14 protein-coding genes are annotated in these 20,736 nt (G+C 63.5%); 1 reads left to right on the top strand and 13 read right to left on the bottom strand.

All coding sequences use genetic code 11. The features are described 5' to 3' along the window. Positions 1-68 precede the first annotated feature (68 nt). The 9 genes from DNK06_RS22455 to chvE all read right to left on the bottom strand — a co-directional run bounded on the left by DNK06_RS22455 (position 69) and on the right by chvE (position 12,844). Positions 69-3,161 carry an MdtB/MuxB family multidrug efflux RND transporter permease subunit gene (locus DNK06_RS22455; protein ID WP_131182215.1) on the bottom strand — a complete coding sequence of 1,031 codons (3,093 nt, stop codon included), beginning with the start codon at positions 3,159-3,161 and terminating at the stop codon, positions 69-71. Next, a complete protein-coding gene (locus DNK06_RS22460) occupies positions 3,158-4,372 on the bottom strand; it encodes an MdtA/MuxA family multidrug efflux RND transporter periplasmic adaptor subunit (protein ID WP_131182216.1) in 1,215 nt (404 codons plus the stop codon). The genes DNK06_RS22455 and DNK06_RS22460 overlap by 4 nt, the downstream gene beginning before the upstream one ends. A gap of 193 nt (positions 4,373-4,565) precedes the next feature. Continuing rightward, on the bottom strand, positions 4,566-5,453 hold the full coding sequence (locus tag DNK06_RS22465) for an SMP-30/gluconolactonase/LRE family protein (RefSeq protein WP_131182217.1): 888 nt from the start codon (positions 5,451-5,453) through the stop codon (positions 4,566-4,568). Positions 5,454-5,455: 2 nt separating this feature from the next. Beyond that, entirely contained in the window at positions 5,456-6,385 is a 930-nt protein-coding gene (locus DNK06_RS22470) for a 2-dehydro-3-deoxygalactonokinase (protein WP_131182218.1), read from the bottom strand. A gap of 22 nt (positions 6,386-6,407) precedes the next feature. Continuing rightward, positions 6,408-8,153, bottom strand: a complete 1,746-nt coding sequence (gene araD, locus DNK06_RS22475) for an L-arabinonate dehydratase (RefSeq protein ID WP_131182219.1) — start codon at positions 8,151-8,153, stop codon at positions 6,408-6,410. Beyond that, complete coding sequence (locus DNK06_RS22480) at positions 8,150-8,932, bottom strand: SDR family NAD(P)-dependent oxidoreductase (RefSeq protein WP_131182220.1); 783 nt, start codon at positions 8,930-8,932, stop codon at positions 8,150-8,152. Before DNK06_RS22480 ends, araD begins: the two co-directional genes overlap by 4 nt. An 11-nt stretch (positions 8,933-8,943) precedes the next feature. Beyond that, positions 8,944-10,131, bottom strand: coding sequence for a multiple monosaccharide ABC transporter permease (mmsB, locus tag DNK06_RS22485; protein WP_131182221.1), 1,188 nt, complete (start codon positions 10,129-10,131; stop codon positions 8,944-8,946). A gap of 14 nt (positions 10,132-10,145) precedes the next feature. Further along, complete coding sequence (gene mmsA / locus DNK06_RS22490) at positions 10,146-11,672, bottom strand: multiple monosaccharide ABC transporter ATP-binding protein (protein ID WP_131182222.1); 1,527 nt, start codon at positions 11,670-11,672, stop codon at positions 10,146-10,148. Between the two features lie 107 nt (positions 11,673-11,779). Continuing rightward, the gene (gene chvE, locus DNK06_RS22495; RefSeq protein WP_131182223.1) at positions 11,780-12,844 is read right to left on the bottom strand and encodes a multiple monosaccharide ABC transporter substrate-binding protein; all 1,065 of its coding nucleotides are present in this window, start codon (positions 12,842-12,844) and stop codon (positions 11,780-11,782) included. A 242-nt stretch (positions 12,845-13,086) separates the two neighbouring features. On the opposite strand from chvE, the gene DNK06_RS22500 reads away from it, so the two are divergent. Then, positions 13,087-14,019: a LysR family transcriptional regulator gene (locus DNK06_RS22500; protein ID WP_131182224.1), complete on the top strand. Its 933-nt coding sequence runs from the start codon at positions 13,087-13,089 to the stop codon at positions 14,017-14,019. 56 nt (positions 14,020-14,075) lie between these two features. Here the strand turns inward: DNK06_RS22500 and tpx are convergent, their stop codons facing one another. The 4 genes from tpx to DNK06_RS22520 all read right to left on the bottom strand — a co-directional run bounded on the left by tpx (position 14,076) and on the right by DNK06_RS22520 (position 20,534). Beyond that, entirely contained in the window at positions 14,076-14,576 is a 501-nt protein-coding gene (tpx, locus tag DNK06_RS22505; protein WP_131182225.1) for a thiol peroxidase, read from the bottom strand. A 191-nt stretch (positions 14,577-14,767) separates the two neighbouring features. Beyond that, the gene (locus DNK06_RS22510) at positions 14,768-15,001 is read right to left on the bottom strand and encodes a hypothetical protein (RefSeq protein ID WP_131182226.1); all 234 of its coding nucleotides are present in this window, start codon (positions 14,999-15,001) and stop codon (positions 14,768-14,770) included. A 131-nt stretch (positions 15,002-15,132) separates the two neighbouring features. Next, complete coding sequence (locus DNK06_RS22515; RefSeq protein WP_131182227.1) at positions 15,133-18,804, bottom strand: translocation/assembly module TamB domain-containing protein; 3,672 nt, start codon at positions 18,802-18,804, stop codon at positions 15,133-15,135. Next, complete coding sequence (locus DNK06_RS22520; protein WP_131182228.1) at positions 18,801-20,534, bottom strand: autotransporter assembly complex protein TamA; 1,734 nt, start codon at positions 20,532-20,534, stop codon at positions 18,801-18,803. The genes DNK06_RS22515 and DNK06_RS22520 overlap by 4 nt, the downstream gene beginning before the upstream one ends. Between the last annotated feature and the right edge of the window lie 202 nt (positions 20,535-20,736).

Consider the following 20,736-nt stretch of genomic DNA (forward strand, 5'->3'; position numbering starts at 1 on the left):
AGCTGCAAGCTGCAAGTCAAAGCTGGCTGTTGCTTCTAGCTTGAAGCTTGAAGCTTGAAGCTTGCCGCTCATACCACCACCCCCGCCGTGCCACGGCGGCTGAAACGCCGCGACAACCGATCGAAGTACAGATAGATCACCGGCGTGGTGAACAGGGTGAGCACCTGGCTGAGCAGCAGGCCACCGACCATCACCAGACCCAGCGGCTGCCGCAGCTCGGCACCGGATCCCGAAGCCAGCATCAGCGGAATCGCGCCGAACAGCGCGGCCAGCGTGGTCATCAGAATCGGCCGGAAACGCAGCAGCGCCGCCTGATAGATCGCGTCATGGGGCGTCATGCCCTGGTGTCGCTCCGCCTCCAGGGCGAAGTCGATCATCATGATGGCGTTCTTCTTGACGATACCGATCAGCAGGATGATACCGATGATCGCGATCAACCCCAGGTCGTTGCCGGTCAGCAGCAGCGCCAGCAAGGCGCCAACGCCGGCCGACGGCAGCGTGGAGAGAATGGTGATCGGGTGGATGTAGCTCTCGTAGAGCACACCGAGCACGATGTACATGGTGACGATGGCCGCCAGGATCAGCAGCAGCGTGGACGACAGCGAGGCGCGGAAAGCCTCGGCGGCGCCCTGGAAGTTCACCTGCACGCTGACCGGCATCTCGATGTCCTGCTGCACACGCTCGATCACCGCCACCGCATCGCCCAGGGCGACGCCAGGGCTGAGGTTGAACGACAGCGTGGCGGCCGGGAACTGGCCGATATGGTTGATCAACAGGCTCGCCGCACGTTCCTCGACATGGGCCAGGGACGACAGCGGCACCTGACCGCCCTCGGCAGTGGCGACATGGATCTGGCGCAGCGCCGCCGGGCCGATGCTGCCGCCATTTTCGCTTTCCAGCACCACGCGGTACTGGCTGGCCTGGGTATAGATGGTGGAGATCTGCCGCTGGCCAAAGGCGTCGTAGAGCGCATCATCGATAGCCGCAACGCTGACACCGAGCCGCCCGGCCATGTCGCGATCGATCCGCAGGTAAGCCTGCAGGCCGCGGCTCTGCAGGTCACTGTTGACGTCGCTGAGCTCTGGCTGCTGACGCAGCGCCTCGACCAATTTCGCCGACCAGGTTTCCAGCATCTCGGGGTCGGGTGATTCCACGCTGAACTGGAACTGGGTACGGCTGACCCGATCTTCGATGCTCAGATCCTGCACCGGCTGCAGGAACAGCTCGATGCCGCTGAGCTTGGCCAGCTCCGGACGCAGCCGCTCGATCACCTGGGTGGCACTGAGGTCGCGCTCGGCGTGGGGCTTGAGGTTGATCAGCATGCGCCCGCTGTTCAAGGTCGGGTTGTCGCCGTCCACACCAATGTAGGACGACAGGCTGGCGACCGCCGGATCCTTGAGGATCACGTCGGCCAGGCGCTGCTGGCGTTCGCTCATGGCCGAGAAGGAAATCGACTGCGGCGCCTCGGAAATACCCTGGATCACCCCGGTGTCCTGCACCGGAAAGAAGCCCTTGGGTACGGCGAGATAAAGCACCACGGTAAGTGCCATGGTGCCGATGGCCACCAGCAGGGTCAGCGGTTGATGGCGCAGTACCCAGCGCAGGCCGACCGAGTAGCGTTCGATCATGCGGTCGATGACCGCACCGCTGGCCTTGTAGAAACGCCCCTGCTCCGCTTCCGGCTCGTGCCTGAGCAGGCGTGCGCACATCATCGGCGTCAGGGTCAGGGAAATCACCAGGGAGATGAGGATCGCCACCGCCAGGGTGATGGCGAATTCGCGGAACAGCCGCCCTACCACATCGGCCATGAACAGCAGCGGGATCAGCACGGCGATCAGCGACAGGGTCAGCGAAACCAGGGTGAAACCGATCTGCCTGGCGCCCTTGAGCGCAGCGTTGAGCGGCGTTTCGCCATCCTCCAGATGGCGGGCGATGTTCTCCAGCATGACGATGGCATCGTCCACCACGAAACCGGTGGCGATGGTCAACGCCATCAGCGTCAGGTTGTTGATCGTGAAGCCCGCCAGGTACATCACACCGAAGGTACCGATCAGCGACAGCGGCACCACTACCGAGGGAATCAGCGTCGCCGAGACCTTGCGCAGGAACAGGAAGGTGACCATCACTACCAGGGCGATGGCCAGCAACAGTTCGTGCTGCACATCGCGCACCGCGGCGCGAATGGTCTGGGTGCGGTCGGTGAGCACCGTCACCTCGACGCTGGCCGGCAAGCCCTGAGTCAGGTTGGGCAGCAGGGTCTGGATGCGATCCACCACGTCGATGACGTTGGCGCCCGGCTGCCTCTGCACATTGACCAGCACCGCCGCATTGCGATTGGCCCAGGCGGCGAGACGCTGGTTCTCCGCGCCATCGACGATCGATGCGACATCGCGCAAGCGCAGCGCGCCGCCATTGGCGTAGGTGAGGATCAGATCGCGGTATTCGTCGGCCGAGCGCAGTTGGTCGTTGGCGTCGAGCTGGCTGACCCGCGTCGGGCCGTCGAAGTTGCCTTTGGGCTGGTTGACGTTGCTGGCATTGACCAGCGAGCGCACGTCCGAAAGGTTCAAGCCATAGGCCGCCAGGGCCTCGGGATTGACGCGAATACGTACCGCCGGACGCTGGCCACCGGCCAGGGATACCAGACCGACGCCAGTGGTCTGCGCCAGTTTCTGCGCCAGACGGGTGTCGACCAGGTCATTGACCTGGGGCAGCGGCAGCTCCTTGGAGGTCACCGCCAGGGTCAGCACCGGGGTGTCGGCCGGGTTGACCTTGTTGTACACCGGCGGCGCCGGCAGGTCGTTCGGCAACAGGTTGGTGGCGCCATTGATCGCCGCCTGTACTTCCTGCTCGGCCACGTCCAGTTGCACTTCCAGATTGAAGCGCAGGGTGATCACCGAAGCGCCGCCGGAGCTGGTCGAGGACATCTGCTGCAGCCCGGCCATCTGCCCGAACTGGCGCTCCAGCGGCGCAGTCACCGCGCTGGTCATCACATCGGGGCTGGCACCGGGATACAGGGTCATCACCCGAATGGTCGGGTAATCCACTTCGGGCAATGCGGACACCGGCAGCAGCCGATAAGCGATCACGCCACTGAGGAAGATCGCCAGCATGATCAGGGTGGTGGCGACCGGTCGCAGGATGAACAGGCGGGAGACGTTCATGAAGCGCTACGCACCCGCGGTGCATTTTCTTCGGTGGCCGACGGCTCACGAGTACCCTCGCCGATCACCTCGACCTTGTTACCTGCACGCAGGCGATCGGTACCTTCGACCACCACGCGCTCGGCGGCCGCGACGCCCTCTTCGATCACCGTGAACTCGCCGTCGCCGGGGCCGACCTTGACCTTGCGAACCTCTACCTTGTCTTCCGCGTCGATGACATACACGAAGGTGCCGTTGGCGCCGAACTGCAGCGCCGCGACAGGAACCAGCAAGGCATTCTCGCGAACCGAAACCTGCAGGCGGGTATTCACGAACTGGTTGGGGAACAGCATTTCCTCGGCGTTCTCGAAGCGCGCCTTGAGCTTGACCGTACCGGTGGTGGTGTCGATCTGGTTGTCCAGGCTCTCCAGCACACCTTCGGCCAGTTGGTTGTTCTCACCACGATCCCAGGCTTGCACGACCAGGGTGCGCTCGTTGCGCACCTGAGCCAGCACGGCCGGCAGCTCGGCCTCGGGCAGCGTGAAGGTGACGGAAATCGGTAGCGTCTGGGTGATCACCACGATGGGATTGGTGTCACCGGAGTTCACCAGGTTGCCCTGGTCGACCTGACGGATACCCAGGCGGCCGTCGATGGGTGCGCGCACCTTGGTGAAGTCCAGATTCAGCTTGGCCTCGGCCACCGCGCCCTGGTTGTTCTGCAGCGCGCCACGGTACTGGTTGACCAGTGCTTCCTGGGTATCCAGCGTCTGCCGGGCGATGGAGTCTTCGGCGAACAGGCCGCGATACAACGCCAGATCCTTTTCGGCATTACGCAGCTGTGCCTGGTTTTCCGCCAGCGTGCCCTGTGCCTGCTGCAGGGCGATCTCGAACGGCCGCGGGTCGATCTGCGCCAGCACGTCACCGGCCTTGACCGGCTGACCGTCCTTGAAGAGCACCTTCAGCAACTGGCCATCCACTCGGCTACGCACGTTGGCGGTGTTATAGGCGATGACCGTGCCCAGGGCTTTCAGCACGATGGGGAAGTCCCGCGACTCGACATGGGCGATGCGCACCGGCACATTATCGAACCCCCAGCGCGTGTTGCCTTGAGGCGCCGTTTTTGCCGGCCAGAACCACCAGATCAAGACGATGACCAACGCCAGCAAGAGCAGACCGATGAACCACTGACGTTTGGAGGATGGAGTGCTGCGCGTTGTGTTTACTTCGGACATGGGCCAATCGCTTCCTAGGGGAGCGTGAACGATAAGCACTGTAAGGCTCGAAGCAAAGCCTCTTTACGGGCTATTTACCTCCAGCAGTGGCTTGAGAGGGAGAAATGCGCAGAAAACCGCGCCGGGCGCCTGTAACGCGAGCGCGGCATGCATTTTTCGATGTATTGCCTGGTATTGCCATCGTTCCGAGCGCCTACAGGATGACCCGATGCTCGGCCTGCCCCTGTGCTTGCAGCTCCACGGCAAACAGTTTGCCTGCCTGGGGCTCGGCAGCCAGTTGTTCGTCGTCGAGGCCATCGCGCGCGGAGGTCGCGAACAGGGTCGACAGGCCTGGCCCGCCAAATGCCGGGCAGGAAATCTGCGAAGCGGGAAAGGCCACTGCCTGCTGAAAGTGCCCCTCCGTGTCGTAACAAGCGACACGCGAGGCCCCCCACTGCGCGCTCCACAGACGCCCTTGACTGTCGATCACCGCGCCATCGGGGCTGACGCCCGCCACGCGACCGTCGATGAACGGCTGCGCCTCGCCCTGTGGCCAGCCGTGCTGCTCGTCCAGCGGCTGGCGCCAGATCTGCTGGCGTGCGGTGTCGGCAAAATAGGCATAGCGCCGATCGGGCGAAAAACAGATGGCGTTGGTGATGCTGATAGCGGCGAACAAGCGGCGCCGCTCGCCACGGTAATAACGGTAGATGGCACCGGCCTGCTTCTCGGCGTTCAGGCCCATGGTGCCGATCCAGAAACCGCCCCAGGGATCGGCGCGGCCGTCATTGGAGCGGGTCAGTGGATTATCCGCCTCCAGCGCGCAGACCTTTTGCCGTGCGCCGGTGGCCAGATTGAAGGTCGATAACGCCGTCTCGCTGGCAATCAGCAGTAGTTCCTCATCGATCCAGCCAGCGGCGGATACACGCTCATCGAATGTCCACTCCAGCGGCTGATCATCCTGCTGGCTGAGCAAGCGTCGCCCGAGAATATCGAACCAGAACAGTTGCTCGCGCTGCGGGTGCCAGAACACCCCTTCGCCCAGGGTGCAGAGGCGTGCGTCGGCGATACGTGCGGCGCTGGTGCCGTTCGAGTTTGCAGCCATCTCTAGGCTCCTCGTTGAATATGCTCACGGGCAGCGGTCAGGCCAGCCAGGGTGACGCGCTCGGCACTCACGGGCAGCGCCGCCACGCCCAGGATATCGAGGGCATGCCGATAGCGCTCGGCCGATTCGCCGTCGCCGATGACACAGACCCGCTGACCTCGCCAGCGTTCATCCAGCGCAGCCAGCTCCTGGCCAATCAGCAACCCAGATAGCCGAGAGCGTGCGGCAACCGGTGCCAGCCCTTCGAGCAAGCCTTCGGCGCGCAGGCCGAACAAAGCGCCGACCAACCGCTGCGCCTTCCCTGCCCCAGCTTGCAGCCCGGTGTCGAAAGCCTGCTGATCCAGAAGCCGAGCATCCCCCTGCATACCGTGGCGCAACACCGACTGCTGGCTCAGCAAGGCGAACAGCTCACCGGTCATGAATGTCTGGAAAGCGATGACCTGCCCCTCACGAATCTCCACCCACTTGCTATGGGTACCCGGCAGGCAAATCACGCCGCTGTAATCGGGGTGCTCGGCGAGCAGGCCGGCGATCTGGGTTTCCTCGCCGCGCAGCACATCGGCAGGCGCGCGCTGGCACAATCCCGGGATGATCGAGACACGCAGGCGTCCATCCGCCACCTCGGGCCTGACCATTCGCTCCACCGCCTGCGGCGCACAGGGCACTTCGGCATAGGGGGCCTCACGCCAGCCCTGCCGCGCACCGACCATGCCGCAGGCGATCACGTCGATAACGCGCCTGTCGTCCAGCCAGCCGCCGATCAATTCGAGCAGCGCGCCTTCGAACTGATCCGGCGTCAGGGTACTCATGCCGCGCGCCGATGAAGCGCGCTGGAGAACCTCCCCGCTATCGGAGAGTGCCCACGCACGCACCTGGGAGGTGCCCCAATCGACGGCAATCCAGCTGATCGCAGCCTGGCTGATCTCTGTCATCTTCGATTTCCTCTCGCAAGTCTCAGTGGCTGTCTTTGGGAATGCCGGCACCGCGGCAGCCCTTGAGGAAATCGAAGTCCGCACCACTATCGGCACCCTGAACATGATCGTGGAACAGCTTGATGTATCCGCTGGTGGGCGGCTCGATGGTTGGCTGCCACTCGGCCAGACGCTGCCGCAGTTCGGCCTCGGGGATGTCCAGGTGAATGCGCCTGGCCTCCACATCGAGCTCGATCATGTCGCCATCGCGTACCACCGCCAGCGGCCCACCAGCGGCCGCTTCCGGCGTGGTGTGCAACACCACGGTGCCGTAGGCGGTGCCGCTCATCCGCGCATCGGAGATCCGTACCATGTCGGTGATGCCCTTGCGCAGCACCTTGGGCGGCAGGCCCATATTGCCCACCTCGGCCATGCCCGGATAACCGCGCGGGCCGCAGTTCTTCAGCACCATCACACAGTGCTCGTCGATATCCAGGCTCTCGTCGTTGATCTTCACCTTGTAGTCGTCGATGTCTTCGAACACCACGGCGCGGCCACGGTGCTGCATCAGGTGCGGCGACGCTGCCGAGGGTTTGAGCACTGCGCCGCGAGGTGCCAGGTTGCCACGCAGCACGGCGATCCCGCCCTTGGCGGTGAGCGCCTGATCAATCGGGCGGATGACGTCCTCGTTCCAGTTGCGTACGTCCTTGACCTCCTCCCAGATGGTTTCGCCGGACACGGTCAGCGCGCTCTTGTGCAGCTTGCCGCCCTCGCCGAGCATACGAATCACCACCGGCAGACCACCGGCGTAGAAGAACTCCTCCATCAGGTATTTGCCCGACGGCATCAGGTTGACGATGGTGGGAATGTCCTGACCGAGGCGATCCCAGTCATCCAGGGTCAGGTCGACACCGACGCGGCCGGCGATGGCCAGCAGGTGGATGACCGCATTGGTCGAACCACCGATGCTGCCATTGACCCGGATGGCGTTCTCGAAAGCGTGGCGGGTCATGATGTCGGATGGTTTGAGATCGTCCTTGACCATCTGCACGATGCGCCGCCCGGTCAGGTGCGCCACCACACGGCGGCGGCTGTCCACCGCCGGAATCGCCGCATTGCCGGACAGCGCCATGCCCAGGGCTTCGGCCATGCTGGCCATGGTGCTGGCGGTACCCATGGTGTTACAGGAGCCGGGCGAACGGGACATCGACTGCTCGGCTTCGAGAAAGTCCTCGCGGCTCATCTTGCCGGCCTTGATGTCTTCCGACATCTGCCACAGGGCGGTGCCCGAGCCGACCCGTTCGCCACGGAACCAGCCATTGAGCATCGGCCCGCCGGACACCACGATGGCCGGAATATCCACGCTCGCCGCGCCCATCAGCAGCGCCGGGGTGGTCTTGTCGCAGCCGGCCAGCAGCACCACACCGTCCAGCGGGTTGGCGCGCAGCGCTTCTTCCACGTCCATCGCCGCCATGTTGCGGTACATCATCGCGGTCGGCCGCAGCGAGCTTTCCCCGGCCGAGAACACCGGGAACTCCAGCGGCAGGCCACCGGCTTCGTAGATGCCGTGCTTGACGCGTTCGGCCAGATCACGCAGATGTGCATTGCAGGGCGTCAGCTGCGACCAGGTGTTGCAGATGCCGATCACTGGCCGGCCGTCGAACAGATCGGCCGGCAGCCCCTGATTCTTCATCCAGCTGCGGTGGTAGATGTGATCCCGCGAGTTGCCGCCGAACCATTCGGTGGAACGCAGCTTGCGTGGCCAGACCGCCGCTTTGAAGGTGCTCATACCCAGCCTCCGTCGACAATGAAATTCTGCGCCGTGCACATCGCCGCCGCGTCGGAAGCCAGGAACAGCGCCATGTCGGCGATATGCTCGGGCAGCAGTTGGCCGGGCATGCACTGGTTCTGCCTGATCTGCTCCTTGGCCGATTCGTCGACCCACATGGCCAGCTGCTTCTCGGTCATCACCCAGCCCGGCACCAGGGTGTTGACGCGGATCCGATCCTTGCCCAGATCGCGCGCCAGGCCACGGGTCAGGCCATGCACGGCGGCCTTGCTCGCCGCGTACACCGGGTAACCGGCCGAAGCCATCATCCAGCCGACCGAGCCGAAGTTGATGATCGAGCCGCCGCCGGCCTGGCGCATCATCGGCACCACCGCCTGGGTGGCGAACGTGGCGTGGCGCAGGTTGACGGCGATCAGGTCGTCGAAGCGTTCGACGCTGATCGAGTCCAGGGCATGGCGAACGTCGTTGGCGGCATTGTTGAGCAATGCGGTGATCGGCCCGAACTGTTCGGCGATCTTGTGGATGGCCGCCTGATAAGCCTTGATATCGGTGATATCGCAGCGCAGGAAGCGCACCTGATGCCCCTCCTCGCTCAACTGGCTGGCCAGGGCCTGGCCGTGCTTGTCGTCGATATCGACGAAAGCGGTTCGTGCGCCCTGGCGGGCGAAGGCCTCCACCAATGCCCGGCCAATACCGGTGGCGCCACCGGAAATCAGCACGGTGCGCGTGGCCAGGTCGGCATACACGGCCTTGCCTGGGGTCAGATTCTGACTATTCATGGCCTAATACCTCAGCGGGATTTGTTCTTGTTGACCACGTCGAAGATCACCGCAGCCAGTAGCACCAGGCCCTTGATCACCTGCTGCCACTCGATACCGATCCCCAGGATCGACATGCCGTTGTTCATGACACCCATGATCAGGGCGCCGATCACCGCGCCGATGATCTTGCCCACGCCGCCCGACATCGAGGCGCCGCCGATGAACACCGCGGCGATCACGTCCAGCTCGAAGGACACCCCGGCCTTGGGCGTGGCGGTGTTCAGCCGCGCAGCGAAGATCAGCCCGGCCAGGGCGGCGAGCATGCCCATGTTGACGAAGGCGAAGAAGGTCAGGCGCTCGGTGTTGATGCCCGACAGCTTGGCCGCCTTGACGTTGCCGCCGATGGCGTAGATGCGCCGGCCAAGGGTGGTACGGTTGGTCAGGAAGGTGTAGGCGCTGATCAGCATGGCCATGATGATCAGTACGTTCGGCAGACCGCGGTAGGTGGCCAGCAGGTAGGCGATGTAGACGATGGCACCGGCGATCAGGCCGTTCTTGATGACGAAGAACAGCGCCGGCTCGTCGACGATGCCGTAGCGCTTGGCACGACGACGGGCGCGCACTGCCAGGTAGATGATCAACACGGCGGCGAGCACGCCCAGCACGATGGCAGTGATGTTCGGCCGCGTATCGCTGAAGATGTCCGGGATGAAGCCGTTGCTCATCAACTGGAAGCTGCTCGAGAACGGGCCGACCGATTGGCCATCGAGTACCGCCAGGGTCAGGCCGCGGAACACCAGCATGCCGGCCAGGGTGACGATGAACGAAGGAATCTGCCAATAGGCGATCCAGTAGCCCTGGGCAGCGCCGATCAGGCAGCCCATCAGCAGGCAGACCGGCACCACCACCGAGGTCGGCCAGCCCCACTGCACCATCATCACCGCGGCTGCCGCACCGACGAAGCCGACCACCGAGCCCACCGACAGGTCGATGTGCCCGGAAACGATCACCAGCAGCATGCCCAGCGCCATGATGATGATGTAGCTGTTCTGCAGGAACAGGTTGGTCAGGTTCACCGGGCGCATCAGCGTGCCGTCGGTCAGCACCTCGAAGAGCGCCATGATGACCACCAGCGTCAGCAACATGCCGTAGTCACGCACATGGTTCTTCAGGTGGGCCAGCAACGAGGGCCGAGCCGCTTGGGTTTTGGTTTCCATTGCGTTCACCTCGCTCACGCCTTGACGATCATCGACATGATCTTTTCCTGGCTCGCGTCTTCGCGCGCCAGTTCGCCCAGGAAGGCGCCTTCGTTCATTACGTAGATACGGTCGCACATGCCCAGCAGTTCGGGCATTTCCGAAGAAATGATGATCACGCCCTTGCCGCTGGCGGCGAGTTGGTTGATCAGGCTGTAGATCTCGAACTTGGCGCCGACATCGATGCCCCGGGTCGGCTCATCGAGAATCAGCACCTCGGGTTTGGCGAACAGCCATTTGCTGAGCACCACCTTCTGCTGGTTGCCACCGGACAGGTTGAGCACCCTCTGGAATACCCCGGGCGTGCGGATGTGCAGCGCTTCGCGGTACTGCTCGGCGACGCGTCGTTCCTCGTGCTCGTCGATCACCCCAAAGCTCGACACGCCGGCGAGGTTGGCCAGGGTGGTGTTGCAGAGAATGCTCTCGTCGAGCACCAGCCCGAGGGACTTGCGATCCTCGGTGACGTAGGCGATGCCGTTGTCCACGGCGCGGCGCACCGTGGACACATCGATTTCCTTGCCGCGCAGGTGCACGGAGCCGGAGATGTTGCGCCCGTAACTCTTGCCGAACACGCTCATGGCCAGCTCGGTGCGCCCTGCCCCCATCAGCCCGGCGATGCCGACCACTTCACCGGCAGCCACACTGAGGTTGACGTTGCGGATCATCTGCCGGGATGCCGATTCCGGGTGCCAGACATTCCAGTCACGGATCTCCAGCAGGGTTTCGCCGATCTCGGGGGTGCGATCCGGGTAGCGGTTCTCCATGTCGCGGCCGACCATGCCGCGAATGATGGTTTCCTCGCTGACCGCTTCGCTATGGCAATCCATGCTGCTCACCGAGGCGCCGTCGCGTAGCACCGTGATGCTGTCGGCCACACGACTGACTTCATTGAGCTTGTGGGAAATCAGAATCGAGGAAATGCCCTGGGCGCGGAGCTCCAGCAACAGATCGAGCAGCTTCTGACTGTCGTTTTCCTGCAGCGCCGCGGTGGGCTCGTCGAGAATCAGCAGCTTGACGTCCTTGGCCAGCGCCTTGGCGATCTCCACCAGTTGCTGCTTGCCCACGCCGAGCTTCTCGACCGGCATAGTGGCGATTTCGTCGAGGCCGACCTTTTTCAGCAGCACCTCGGTGCGCTGATAGACCTCCGGCCAGTCGATCACGCCGTTGCTGGCGATCTCGTTGCCGAGAAACAGGTTCTCGGCGATTGACAGCAACGGCACCAGAGCGAGCTCCTGGTGAATGATGATGATCCCTTCCCGCTCGCTGTCGCGGATGCCGGTGAATGCCAGCGGTTTGCCTTCGTAAACGATCTCGCCCTCGTAGCTGCCGTGGGGATAGACACCGCTGAGCACCTTCATCAGGGTCGATTTGCCGGCGCCGTTCTCACCGCACAGGGCATGGATCTCGCCGCGGTGCACCTTGAGGTTGACGTTGTTCAGGGCCTTCACGCCCGGGAACGTCTTGGTGATGCCGCGCATTTCCAGAATGATGTCTTGCTGCATGGGCATATCCGTCCGCAAGGCACGCGCCAGCCGCAGCGGGCGCGCCATGCTCAGGTCAGGAAAGGAGTGGATGGCCGGCAGCGCCAGGCGCTGCCGACGCGTCGCGGTTACTGGAACTGATCCTTGCGGTAGTAACCACTGTCGATCAGCACCTTCTCCCAGTTGCTCTTGTCGACGGTGACCGGTTGCAGCAGATAGGACGGCACCACTTTCGCCCCGTTGTCGTAGGTTGTGGTGTCGTTGATCTGCGGCTCGCTGCCTTCGAGCAAGGCCTTGACCATGCCGACGGTTACCTCGGCGAGCTGGCGGGTGTCCTTGAAGATCGAGGAATACTGCTCGTCGGCGAGGATGGATTTCACCGAAGGCACTTCCGAATCCTGGCCGGTCACCACCGGCATCGCCATGTCGCCGGAGCCGTAGCCGACCCCCTTGAGGGACGAGAGGATGCCGATCGAGATACCGTCGTAGGGCGACAGCACGCCGTCGAGATGCTCCTTGGTGTAATTGGCGGACAGCAGGTTGTCCATGCGCGACTGGGCGGTAGCGCCGTCCCAGCGCAGGGTGCCGACCTTGCCCATGCCGGTCTGCCCGGAAAGGATCTTGATCTCGCCCTTGTCGATCAGCGGCTGCAGCACCGACATGGCGCCGTCGTAGAAGAAATAGGCGTTGTTGTCATCTGGCGAGCCGCCGAACAGTTCGACGTTGTAAGGGCCTGGGCCCCGGGCCTGCATGCCCTTGACCAGCGATTCGGCCTGCAGCACACCCACCTTGGTGTTATCGAAGGTGGCGTAGTAGTCCACGTATTGGCTATCGCGAATCAAACGGTCATAGGCGATGACCTTGATGTCCGCGGCATTGGCGTTTTCCAACGCGTTGGTCAGGGTAGTGCCATCGATCGCCGCGATGACCAGGACATTGACGCCCTTGACCATCATGTTTTCGATCTGCGAGACCTGGGTGGGGATGTCGTCTTCGGCGTACTGCAGGTCGGCCTTGTAGCCAGCCTTCTCCAGTTGCTTGACCATGTTGTTGCCATCGTCGATCCAGCGGGCGGACGACTTGGTAGGCATCGCGATACCCACGAAGCCCTTGTCGGCGGCCCCGGCGGAGGCGGCACTCAACAGGCTGGCGCCCATGGCCACGGCGGCCACGAGTTTACGGACAGTGTTCATCAGCTTCTCCTGGGCGACGCCTGCTGCATGCCAGGGCATACGCGACATCGCAGTTATTGTTGTTCGTTCAGCGAAGAGCTTTCAAAGCAGGCATGAAGATAGAGTCAGCTACCCATATCAATCAAATTCATATTCAGTGCACCGCCATACCAATATTGGTATGCGAGTAATCGACAAGCGCCCCCGCCGCGTCGCAGAATCCGCTCAACGCCTCAATAACGACAATAAAGCGAGAGCCGCCCATGGATATCGGGATCGCCCGACACCTGAAGATTCCCCAGTTGCGTCTGATCGCCGCCATCGCCGAGCACGGCCAGCTAGGCCTCGCGGCAGACGCGTTGACCGTCACTCAACCGGCCGCTTCGCGCATGCTGGCGGATATCGAACATACCCTCGGCGCACGTCTGTTCGAACGCCATGCCAAAGGCATGCTGCCGACCCTGATCGGCCGAGCCCTGGCGCAGCGCTCGCACAATATGCTGGTGGAACTGCGCGACCTCGCCCAGGACGTCGAAGAACTCAAGCGCGGTGAAGGCGGCATCACCACGGTGGGCGCGGTGACCGGGGCTGCGGTGGGCTTCGTGATTCCGGCCATTCGCCAGCTCAAGGCGATCTCGCCGCGGGCCGAAGTGCACGTCAACGTCGCCGCCAGCGACGTGCTGGTGCATGACCTGGCTGCGGGCAAGAACGACTTCGTGCTCGCCCGCCTGCCGCGCGGTGTCAATCCGGCGGACTTCGAGATTTTTCCGGCGCGCACCGAAACCCTCAAGCTGATGGTTCGCCAGGATCACCCGCTGGCCAATGTGGATCAGGTGACGCTGCGCGATCTGTCACCCTATGAATGGGTCATGCAGAGCCACCGGGCGCCGATCCGCGAGGCGATGGAAACGGCCTTTCTCAGTGCCGGTGCGCCTTTGCCGACCAATATCACCAACACCACATCGTTACTGGCGATGATCGCCATTCTGGTGTCGTCATCGGCCATCGCCCCGTTGGCCAGCGAGGTGCCGGATCTGTTGCTGGGCGATCAGGTCGGCGCCAAACTGAAGGTCTTGCCGCTCAACGTGACCATCGAGATGTCGCCGTACTACCTGCTGCTGGTCAAGGGTCGCCAGCTGTCGCCGGTAGCCAACCGCCTGCGCAGGCTGGTGGCAGCAGCGTTGAACGGGAAATGAATGGCTGAAACGAAAAACGGCCTGCAAAGCAGGCCGTTTCGAAGCGTTACGAGAACTTACTTGAGAACCGCCAGAGCGGCATCGTAGTCCGGCTCGCTGCCGATCTCGGCGACCAGTTCACTGTGCAGCACCTTGTCGTTTTCATCCAGCACCACCACGGCGCGGGCAGCCACTCCGGCCAGCGGGCCGGAGCTCAGGGCCACCCCGTAGTCCTTGAGGAATTCGGCGCCGCGCATGGTCGACAGGTTGATCACGTTTTCCAGGCCTTCGGCACCGCAGAAACGCGCCTGGGCAAACGGCAGGTCGGCGGAAACGCACAGCACCGCGGTGTTGGCCAGCTTACTGGCCTCGGCGTTGAACTTGCGTACCGAGGTCGCGCAGGTCGGGGTATCGACGCTCGGGAAAATGTTCAGCACTTTGCGCTTGCCCGCCAGGCTGCTCAGGCTGACATCCGCCAGGCCGGCACCGACCAGGTTGAACGCAGGCGCCTGCTGACCGACTTGCGGCAATTGGCCATCGACCTGAACCGGATTACCGCGCAGGGTTACTTGTGCCATGAAAATGATCCTTTTCTATGTGGGTAATACACGCATGGGCGACCATCCTACGCCAGGACAGCGCTCACTAGAAGGCTGCTCTACCCTCGGCAGAGCAACCCGTGCGCAGTAAAAAATACGCAGCGCCAGTGCTGAATGACTTTCCAGCATTTGTGCGAAGGGACGGTAAGCGGAAGGCTCTGGCCGGCGGCTCATGCTTTGGAGCGAGAGATCCGGCCGGACTTGATCTCGGCGGCATACTTGGACAGGCGATCCTCACCGTTGATCAGCACCCCCACCATCCTGAGAATCGCCCATGCATCTGCTTCGTTCTCCGTGCCTCTTAAGCGCTCGGCGATCTGCACCAGATCAACGGACGCCCATTTCAGGTCTTCGGCGATTGCCTTCAGGTCGTGCTTGAGTATCTGTGTCTGCCGCTGGCCCATGGAATCCCTATGTGTCGGTAATGTGAATGCCCGGCCCGCGGCAGGATGACAGCAGCGTGAATACTGCCAGTTCCCCGTCGCCGGTCAGGCCTGCTTCAACGATGCTTCGCGGCGCAGGCAGTCGCCCTCCCCTAAAAGTCCCGCTTGTAGAACAGATCCAGGGAACTGGCCAGGCCGCTGGCAGCCTCCAGATACAGGCGGCGACTGAGGGCATAACGCAACGCCACGGTATTCACCGGCTCGAACACTCCAACGCCATAGCGCAGGCTCAGGCGTTCGGAGAGGTTGCCACTGGCGACCACGCTGGTGGTATTGCCGCTGCCCTCGGTATCCAGCTGGAAGTCCTCGATGCCCAGGCTCTGCGCGACCGAGCCGGTGACCCCTGAACTTCCCGCCACGCCCAGCGCCAATGCTGCCTGGGCGAGCATGTTGTTGTCCTCGCTGCCAGTCGAAAGCGGCCGCCCCAGCACCAGATAGGACAGCGCCTGCTCCTGGCTCATCGCCGGCTCGGAAAACACCTCGGTACGCGGCTGGTCGGCGCTGCCGGTCAGACGTAAGCCAGCGACCACCTCGTCGACCTTGCGGATCGCCTCGATATCGAGGAACGGCTGGTCGATGGGGCCGGCGAACAGCAGGCGCGCGCGGCGGATCGTCAGGCGCTGGCCGTAGCCACGGAAATTGCCCTTGTTGAGATTCAGCTCGCCACGGGTGTCCATGTCGTCGCCGATATGCACCTGCCCGGCCAGTTCGGCATTGAGCCCGAAGCCACTGAAGGTCAGCTTGTCGCTACCCACATCGACGTCGATGTCCATGCTGATGGCCACCGCCTGCTGCTCACGCGCCTCGGCACCGACGATGACCGCATCGTCGGAGACCTTGACAGTGGACGGCGGCAGTTCACGCACCACGATCTCGCCACGGGGGATGGACACCTTGCCGCTGACCGACAGTCGATCCTCGGCCAGGCGCACCTGTATGTCCGGCTCGACTTCCAGTGTCGCATAAGGCTCGACGACCACCGGCAAGCGGCGGCCCTGCACGCTCAGGTTAGCGTTCAGCGGGCCGCTCCAGGCCAGCGCACCGTTCAGTGTGCCCTGCCCTTGATCGCCACTGCGCCAACCGCCGTTGAGCTGCAGGCTTTCGCCGGCGATCAACACACGGATCTGCAGATCCTCGAAGTTGGTCGGTAATTCACCACCGGAGATTTCTCCTCCGCTGAGCAGCAACTGGCCATTGACCAGAGGCGACAGCAGATCGCCGGACAGGTTGCCGCTGCCATCCAGACGCCCGGCCAGGCGCTCCACCATCGGCACGAATGGCCGCGCGATGGCCAGATCGAGACCGCTCAGGCGGAACTGGCCAGACAGCGGTTTGTTCTGCGGGCGCGGATCGAGCTGCGCCTGCACCGACAGCTCACCGATTTGCGGCCCGCTGAGATTCAATTGGGTATCGATACGCTGGGACTGCAGCTCGCTGCTCAGGCGCAGGCTGTCGTAGGTGAAATCCACCCACTGCTCGTCGTCGCGTACACGCCAGGTACCGCTGCCGGCATCCACCACCACGCGCCCGCTGGGGCCGGCGGCAGGCAGATCCAGGTGCACCTCGGCGTTGAGCCGCCCCTGCCAGGCGAAGTCCTTCGGGAACCAGGGCGACAGGCTGTCGAGGGGGAAATCCGCCAGTCGATAACGGATTTTCGGCTCCGGCTGCAGACGCTGGTTCTCGCCGCACAGGCTGGCCTCACCAGAGCGCAGGCAATGGGCGCCCAGGTCGATTTGACCGCTGGCCAGGCGCACCAGCGAGGCGGGCTGCTGCAAGCGCCAATCCTGGCCACCGGCCTGCACCTCGGCGCGGCTCAGACGGCCACGCCAGTTGCCCTGATCCAGTGTGCCGTCCAGCGCCAGGCTGGTTTGCAGCGCTTCGCCCTGCAGGCTCAGCTCCATTTGCTGCTGACGTTGATTACCGCCGCCGTTGACCGTGAGATCACCAATCTGCGTATCGCCGCTGGCGATCCCCAGGCCACGCAGTTGTACCTTGGCCTGCCCGTTGGCATTCAGGGTTGCGTCCAGCCCGAGCTGACGCAGACGCATGTCCTCGAACGCCAAACCTTGGCCGCTCAGGTTGAACGTGCCCTGAGGGGCCTGCAGGCTGCCAGCCAGACCGAGGCGCCCTGTGGCCTGCCCCTGCAAGCCCGGCCACAGCTGGCCGAGACGGTTGAGTGCCACCCGCAGTTCACCCTGCAGACGCTGATCGAGCCAACCACTGCCGTCGATGCGATTGTCGCCGAGGCGCAACGTCAGCGCGTTCAACTCCCAACGTTCCCCGGCGCCAGCTACCTGGGTCTGCAACTGTGCCGGCTGGCCACGCAGGCGCCCCCGCAGATCGAGGTCGCCGGTCAGTTCCAGACGTCCGTCGAGCAATTGCCCTTTGCTGCGCACCGGCCCGGCGATACGGCCGGGCAATTCGGCGACCCAGTACGCAGGATCGAAATCGCTGACCTGCAACTGCGCATCCCAGCGCACCGCATCGGCGAAACCGACGGTCACCTGGCCATCGATCGTTCCCTGGCCGGCACGGATCTGCAACTGTGGCAGATGCACCTGCTGCAGATCGCCACTGAGCGGTGTTTGCACGCTGAACCCGCCCGCCGGGCCGTCCAATGCCGCGGACAGATTGCCAAGGTAGTTGCCATCCTCATAAGCGAGATCACCGGTAAGTTTCTTCAGCGTGACCGGTGGCGCTTCCTCCAGCGGGTACAAACGCAGCCAGGGGAAATCCTGCCAATCGATATGGGTATCCGCGCTGAAGCCTTCCTGCCAGTCCAGACGACCATTGACCGCGAGGTACTGGTTGTCCGCCGCGGCCAGGCGCAAGGTGTCGATATCGGCGCCCTTGGCATCGACACGACCACGCAACGCCAGGGCCACCGAACCATCCTCGGCCGGCAAGGTGGCGGTACCATCGATACCGTAACCGTCCTGCAGATTACCCGCTGCCTGCAGCTGCAAAGCGTCCAGTCGCAGGGTATCGGGCAGCGACGCGTCGGCTTTGAAGCCGTCAGCCGTGAACGTCAGCGTCGCCGGGATGTGCTCGACCAGAGGCTGTACCTCGCCACTCAAGCGTCCGGCCAGGTAGCCGCTGCTGTCGACCGTCAGCGCCAGGCTCTGAAGCAGGTCGCCTTCGACCTGCAGCGCCAGACTCCAGGGTTTCCCGTCTGGTGCTGGCAGCGTTGCGCGGCCCTGCAGGCTCAGCGGCCATTCACCACTGGGCTGCAAGCGCCCCTGCAGGTCGACGGTCAGATCGTCACGCTGCACGTGCAGCTTGCTGATGTTCAGGCCGTCGGCTGCCCAGTCCGCAGCGAGCTCCAGCTCCTGCAACTGATCCTCACCGTTCAACTGCAGACTGCCGATCCATACCTCACCGACCTGCAAGGCCAGCGGCAGATCGAGTTGCGGCAGGCTGAAGGGCTCCTCACTCGGCGGCTCGTCGCTGGGTGCGAAGTTCAGCTCGATGCGTTCGCTACGCAGCGTATCGATGCACAGTGTCAGACGCAGCAGACAGGCAGGCGACCAGTCGAGCAGCGGCTGGCGAACCAGCACCTGATTGTCGCCCTGCTGCCAGAGCAACTGCTCGGCACTCCAGCGACCACCCAGGCGCCCTTCGAATCCGTCGATCTGCAGCCCAGGCACCAGGCCCAATGTCCAGCGGCTGCCGGCAGCGGTCGCCAGCATCCAGATCAGCAGTACGGCCAGCAACACCAGCAGGCCCGCCAGGCTCAGACCGACATACTTGAGCGCCCGCCTCACAGTTCCGGCCCCATGGAGAAATGCAGACGCACCCCGCCCTCGTCATCCAGCGGGTGAGCCAGGTCGAGGCGCAACGGCCCCACCGGCGACACCCAGCGCATACCGATACCCACCGCGCTCTTGAGCGTCGGCATATCCAGGGAGTTGAAGGCATTACCGGTATCGTAGAAGGTCGCCACCCGCCACTTGTCCGCCACGCTGTACTGGTACTCGGCGCTGGCCGCGAACATATAACGTGCGCCGATCTTGTCGCCCTGGTTGTTCTCCGGCGACAGGCTCTGGTAGTCGTAACCGCGCACACTCTGGTCACCACCGGCGAAAAAGCGCAATGAGGGCGGCACGGAAGAATTGAACCCCCTGGACTCGGTACCGCCAAACTGTGCCCGACCGAGGAAACGGTGCTTTTGCCACAGGGTGGTCAAGCCCTTGACCAGCGCGTTGCCGTGGATGACGTCCGAATCGGCCAGCAAGCCCTCTTTGGCCAGCGAGGCGTCGAACTGCAGGCGGTAGCCGTAATTCGGGTCGATGCGGTTATCGCTGCGCAGGTAGGCAAAGCTGATGCCGGGCATCAGCAAGGTACTCAGGCCCGAATCGTCGCCCAGGCGATACTCCTCGCGTAGCCATTTCAGCGAGATCACCCGTTGCCAGCCACTGTCCAGCTTGCTGTGCCATTCCGGGCCGACGGTCAACAGGCGACTGAGGCTGTCGGTGTTGGCGATCTCTTCGTACTGATAACCGCCGGAGATCCGCAATTTGTCGGTCAACGGCGGATCCAGCGGCACGTCGTACCACAGCCCGACGTTCTGCCGCGGCGCCGAGAGCTCCATCTCCGCGCCGTAACTGTGCCCTTGCGGGTTGGCCCAATGCCGCTCCCAGTTGGCGCGGCCGCGGGGCCCGACGTCGGTGGAAAAGCCAAGACCGAGGCCCATGGTACGCGGCAGACGGGTCTGCAGGTGTACCTCGACTGGAATCACCTGCTGCTCGGCGACCGTGGGGCTGGCATCGACCCGTACCGATTCGAAATAACCGCTGGAGCGCAACGCCTGATAGAGCTCGGCAATGCGCTCGGAGTCGTAGGGTGTGTTGGCGGAGAACGGCACCATGCGCTGCAGCAGGTCGTCGTCGAACGGCATGTCGCCCTCGAAACTCACGCTACCAAGGATGTAGCGCGGGCCACTGTCATAGACCAGTTCGATGTCGGCCAATCCGGCCTGGGGGTCGATGCTCAAGCGCTGCTGGGTGAAGTGTCCGCGAAAGAAGCCGTAGCGCGAAGCCTGGTTCTGAATGTGCCGCTTGGCCGCCTCGTAACGGCCATGATTGAGCCGGGCGCCCTGGGTGAGCTGTGCATCCCTGGGCAACTGGAAGGCGGGCATTTCCGCGGCCGGCCCGTCGACCCGCACCGTCACGCTGCCGATGCGTACCGGTTCGCCTGGCACGATACGCACGTTCAGGCGCGGCGGCGTCTGCTCGACCACTTCGGTGCTGATCTGCGACTGGTAGTATCCCAGCGCCTGCGCCGCCTTTTCCGCCTGGCTTTCGACGACTCGACGCAAACGTTGCAGGGCCTCGACATCACGCTCGCCGAGACTGCCGATGTAACCTTCGACATTGCTCTTCAAGGCATTGTTGGCAGGCTGCACACTGACCACGAGGCGAGCGTCTTCGGCCAGCGATACCGAACTGAACAGCAACAGTGCGCATCCCGCGCCTAGTGTAGAAATAACTCTCATGGCCGCGATGCTATCACGGCAACCACCCTATTCCAGAGCCTGTACGAATCGAAACGATTTCAAGATCTGGCTCTCCTAGGGTCTGTTGAGATTCATCGTGAATTGATAATGGTAGCGGCAAGATTGACCATGGCGCAAAAGCTTGCATCGGTCTTGTCACAGCGCATTGCAATACGCTTGAACTCCTTGAGTTTGCAAAAGA

Origin of the sequence: Phytopseudomonas daroniae, from assembly GCF_004327285.1 — a bacterium.
Lineage (GTDB): Bacteria > Pseudomonadota > Gammaproteobacteria > Pseudomonadales > Pseudomonadaceae > Aquipseudomonas > Aquipseudomonas daroniae.

Excerpts from the sequence above, each read along its gene's own strand:
- DNK06_RS22460 (WP_131182216.1), bottom strand. The coding sequence starts at position 4,372 with ATGTCCGAAGTAAACACAACGCGCAGCACTCCATCCTCCAAACGTCAG.
- chvE (WP_131182223.1), bottom strand. The coding sequence starts at position 12,844 with ATGAACACTGTCCGTAAACTCGTGGCCGCCGTGGCCATGGGCGCCAGC.
- DNK06_RS22470 (WP_131182218.1), bottom strand. The coding sequence starts at position 6,385 with ATGACAGAGATCAGCCAGGCTGCGATCAGCTGGATTGCCGTCGATTGG.
- DNK06_RS22520 (WP_131182228.1), bottom strand. The coding sequence starts at position 20,534 with ATGAGAGTTATTTCTACACTAGGCGCGGGATGCGCACTGTTGCTGTTC.
- mmsB (WP_131182221.1), bottom strand. The coding sequence starts at position 10,131 with ATGGAAACCAAAACCCAAGCGGCTCGGCCCTCGTTGCTGGCCCACCTG.
- araD (WP_131182219.1), bottom strand. The coding sequence starts at position 8,153 with ATGAGCACCTTCAAAGCGGCGGTCTGGCCACGCAAGCTGCGTTCCACC.
- DNK06_RS22455 (WP_131182215.1), bottom strand. The coding sequence starts at position 3,161 with ATGAACGTCTCCCGCCTGTTCATCCTGCGACCGGTCGCCACCACCCTG.
- DNK06_RS22465 (WP_131182217.1), bottom strand. The coding sequence starts at position 5,453 with ATGGCTGCAAACTCGAACGGCACCAGCGCCGCACGTATCGCCGACGCA.
- DNK06_RS22510 (WP_131182226.1), bottom strand. The coding sequence starts at position 15,001 with ATGGGCCAGCGGCAGACACAGATACTCAAGCACGACCTGAAGGCAATC.
- DNK06_RS22480 (WP_131182220.1), bottom strand. The coding sequence starts at position 8,932 with ATGAATAGTCAGAATCTGACCCCAGGCAAGGCCGTGTATGCCGACCTG.
- mmsA (WP_131182222.1), bottom strand. The coding sequence starts at position 11,672 with ATGCAGCAAGACATCATTCTGGAAATGCGCGGCATCACCAAGACGTTC.
- DNK06_RS22500 (WP_131182224.1), top strand. The coding sequence starts at position 13,087 with ATGGATATCGGGATCGCCCGACACCTGAAGATTCCCCAGTTGCGTCTG.
- tpx (WP_131182225.1), bottom strand. The coding sequence starts at position 14,576 with ATGGCACAAGTAACCCTGCGCGGTAATCCGGTTCAGGTCGATGGCCAA.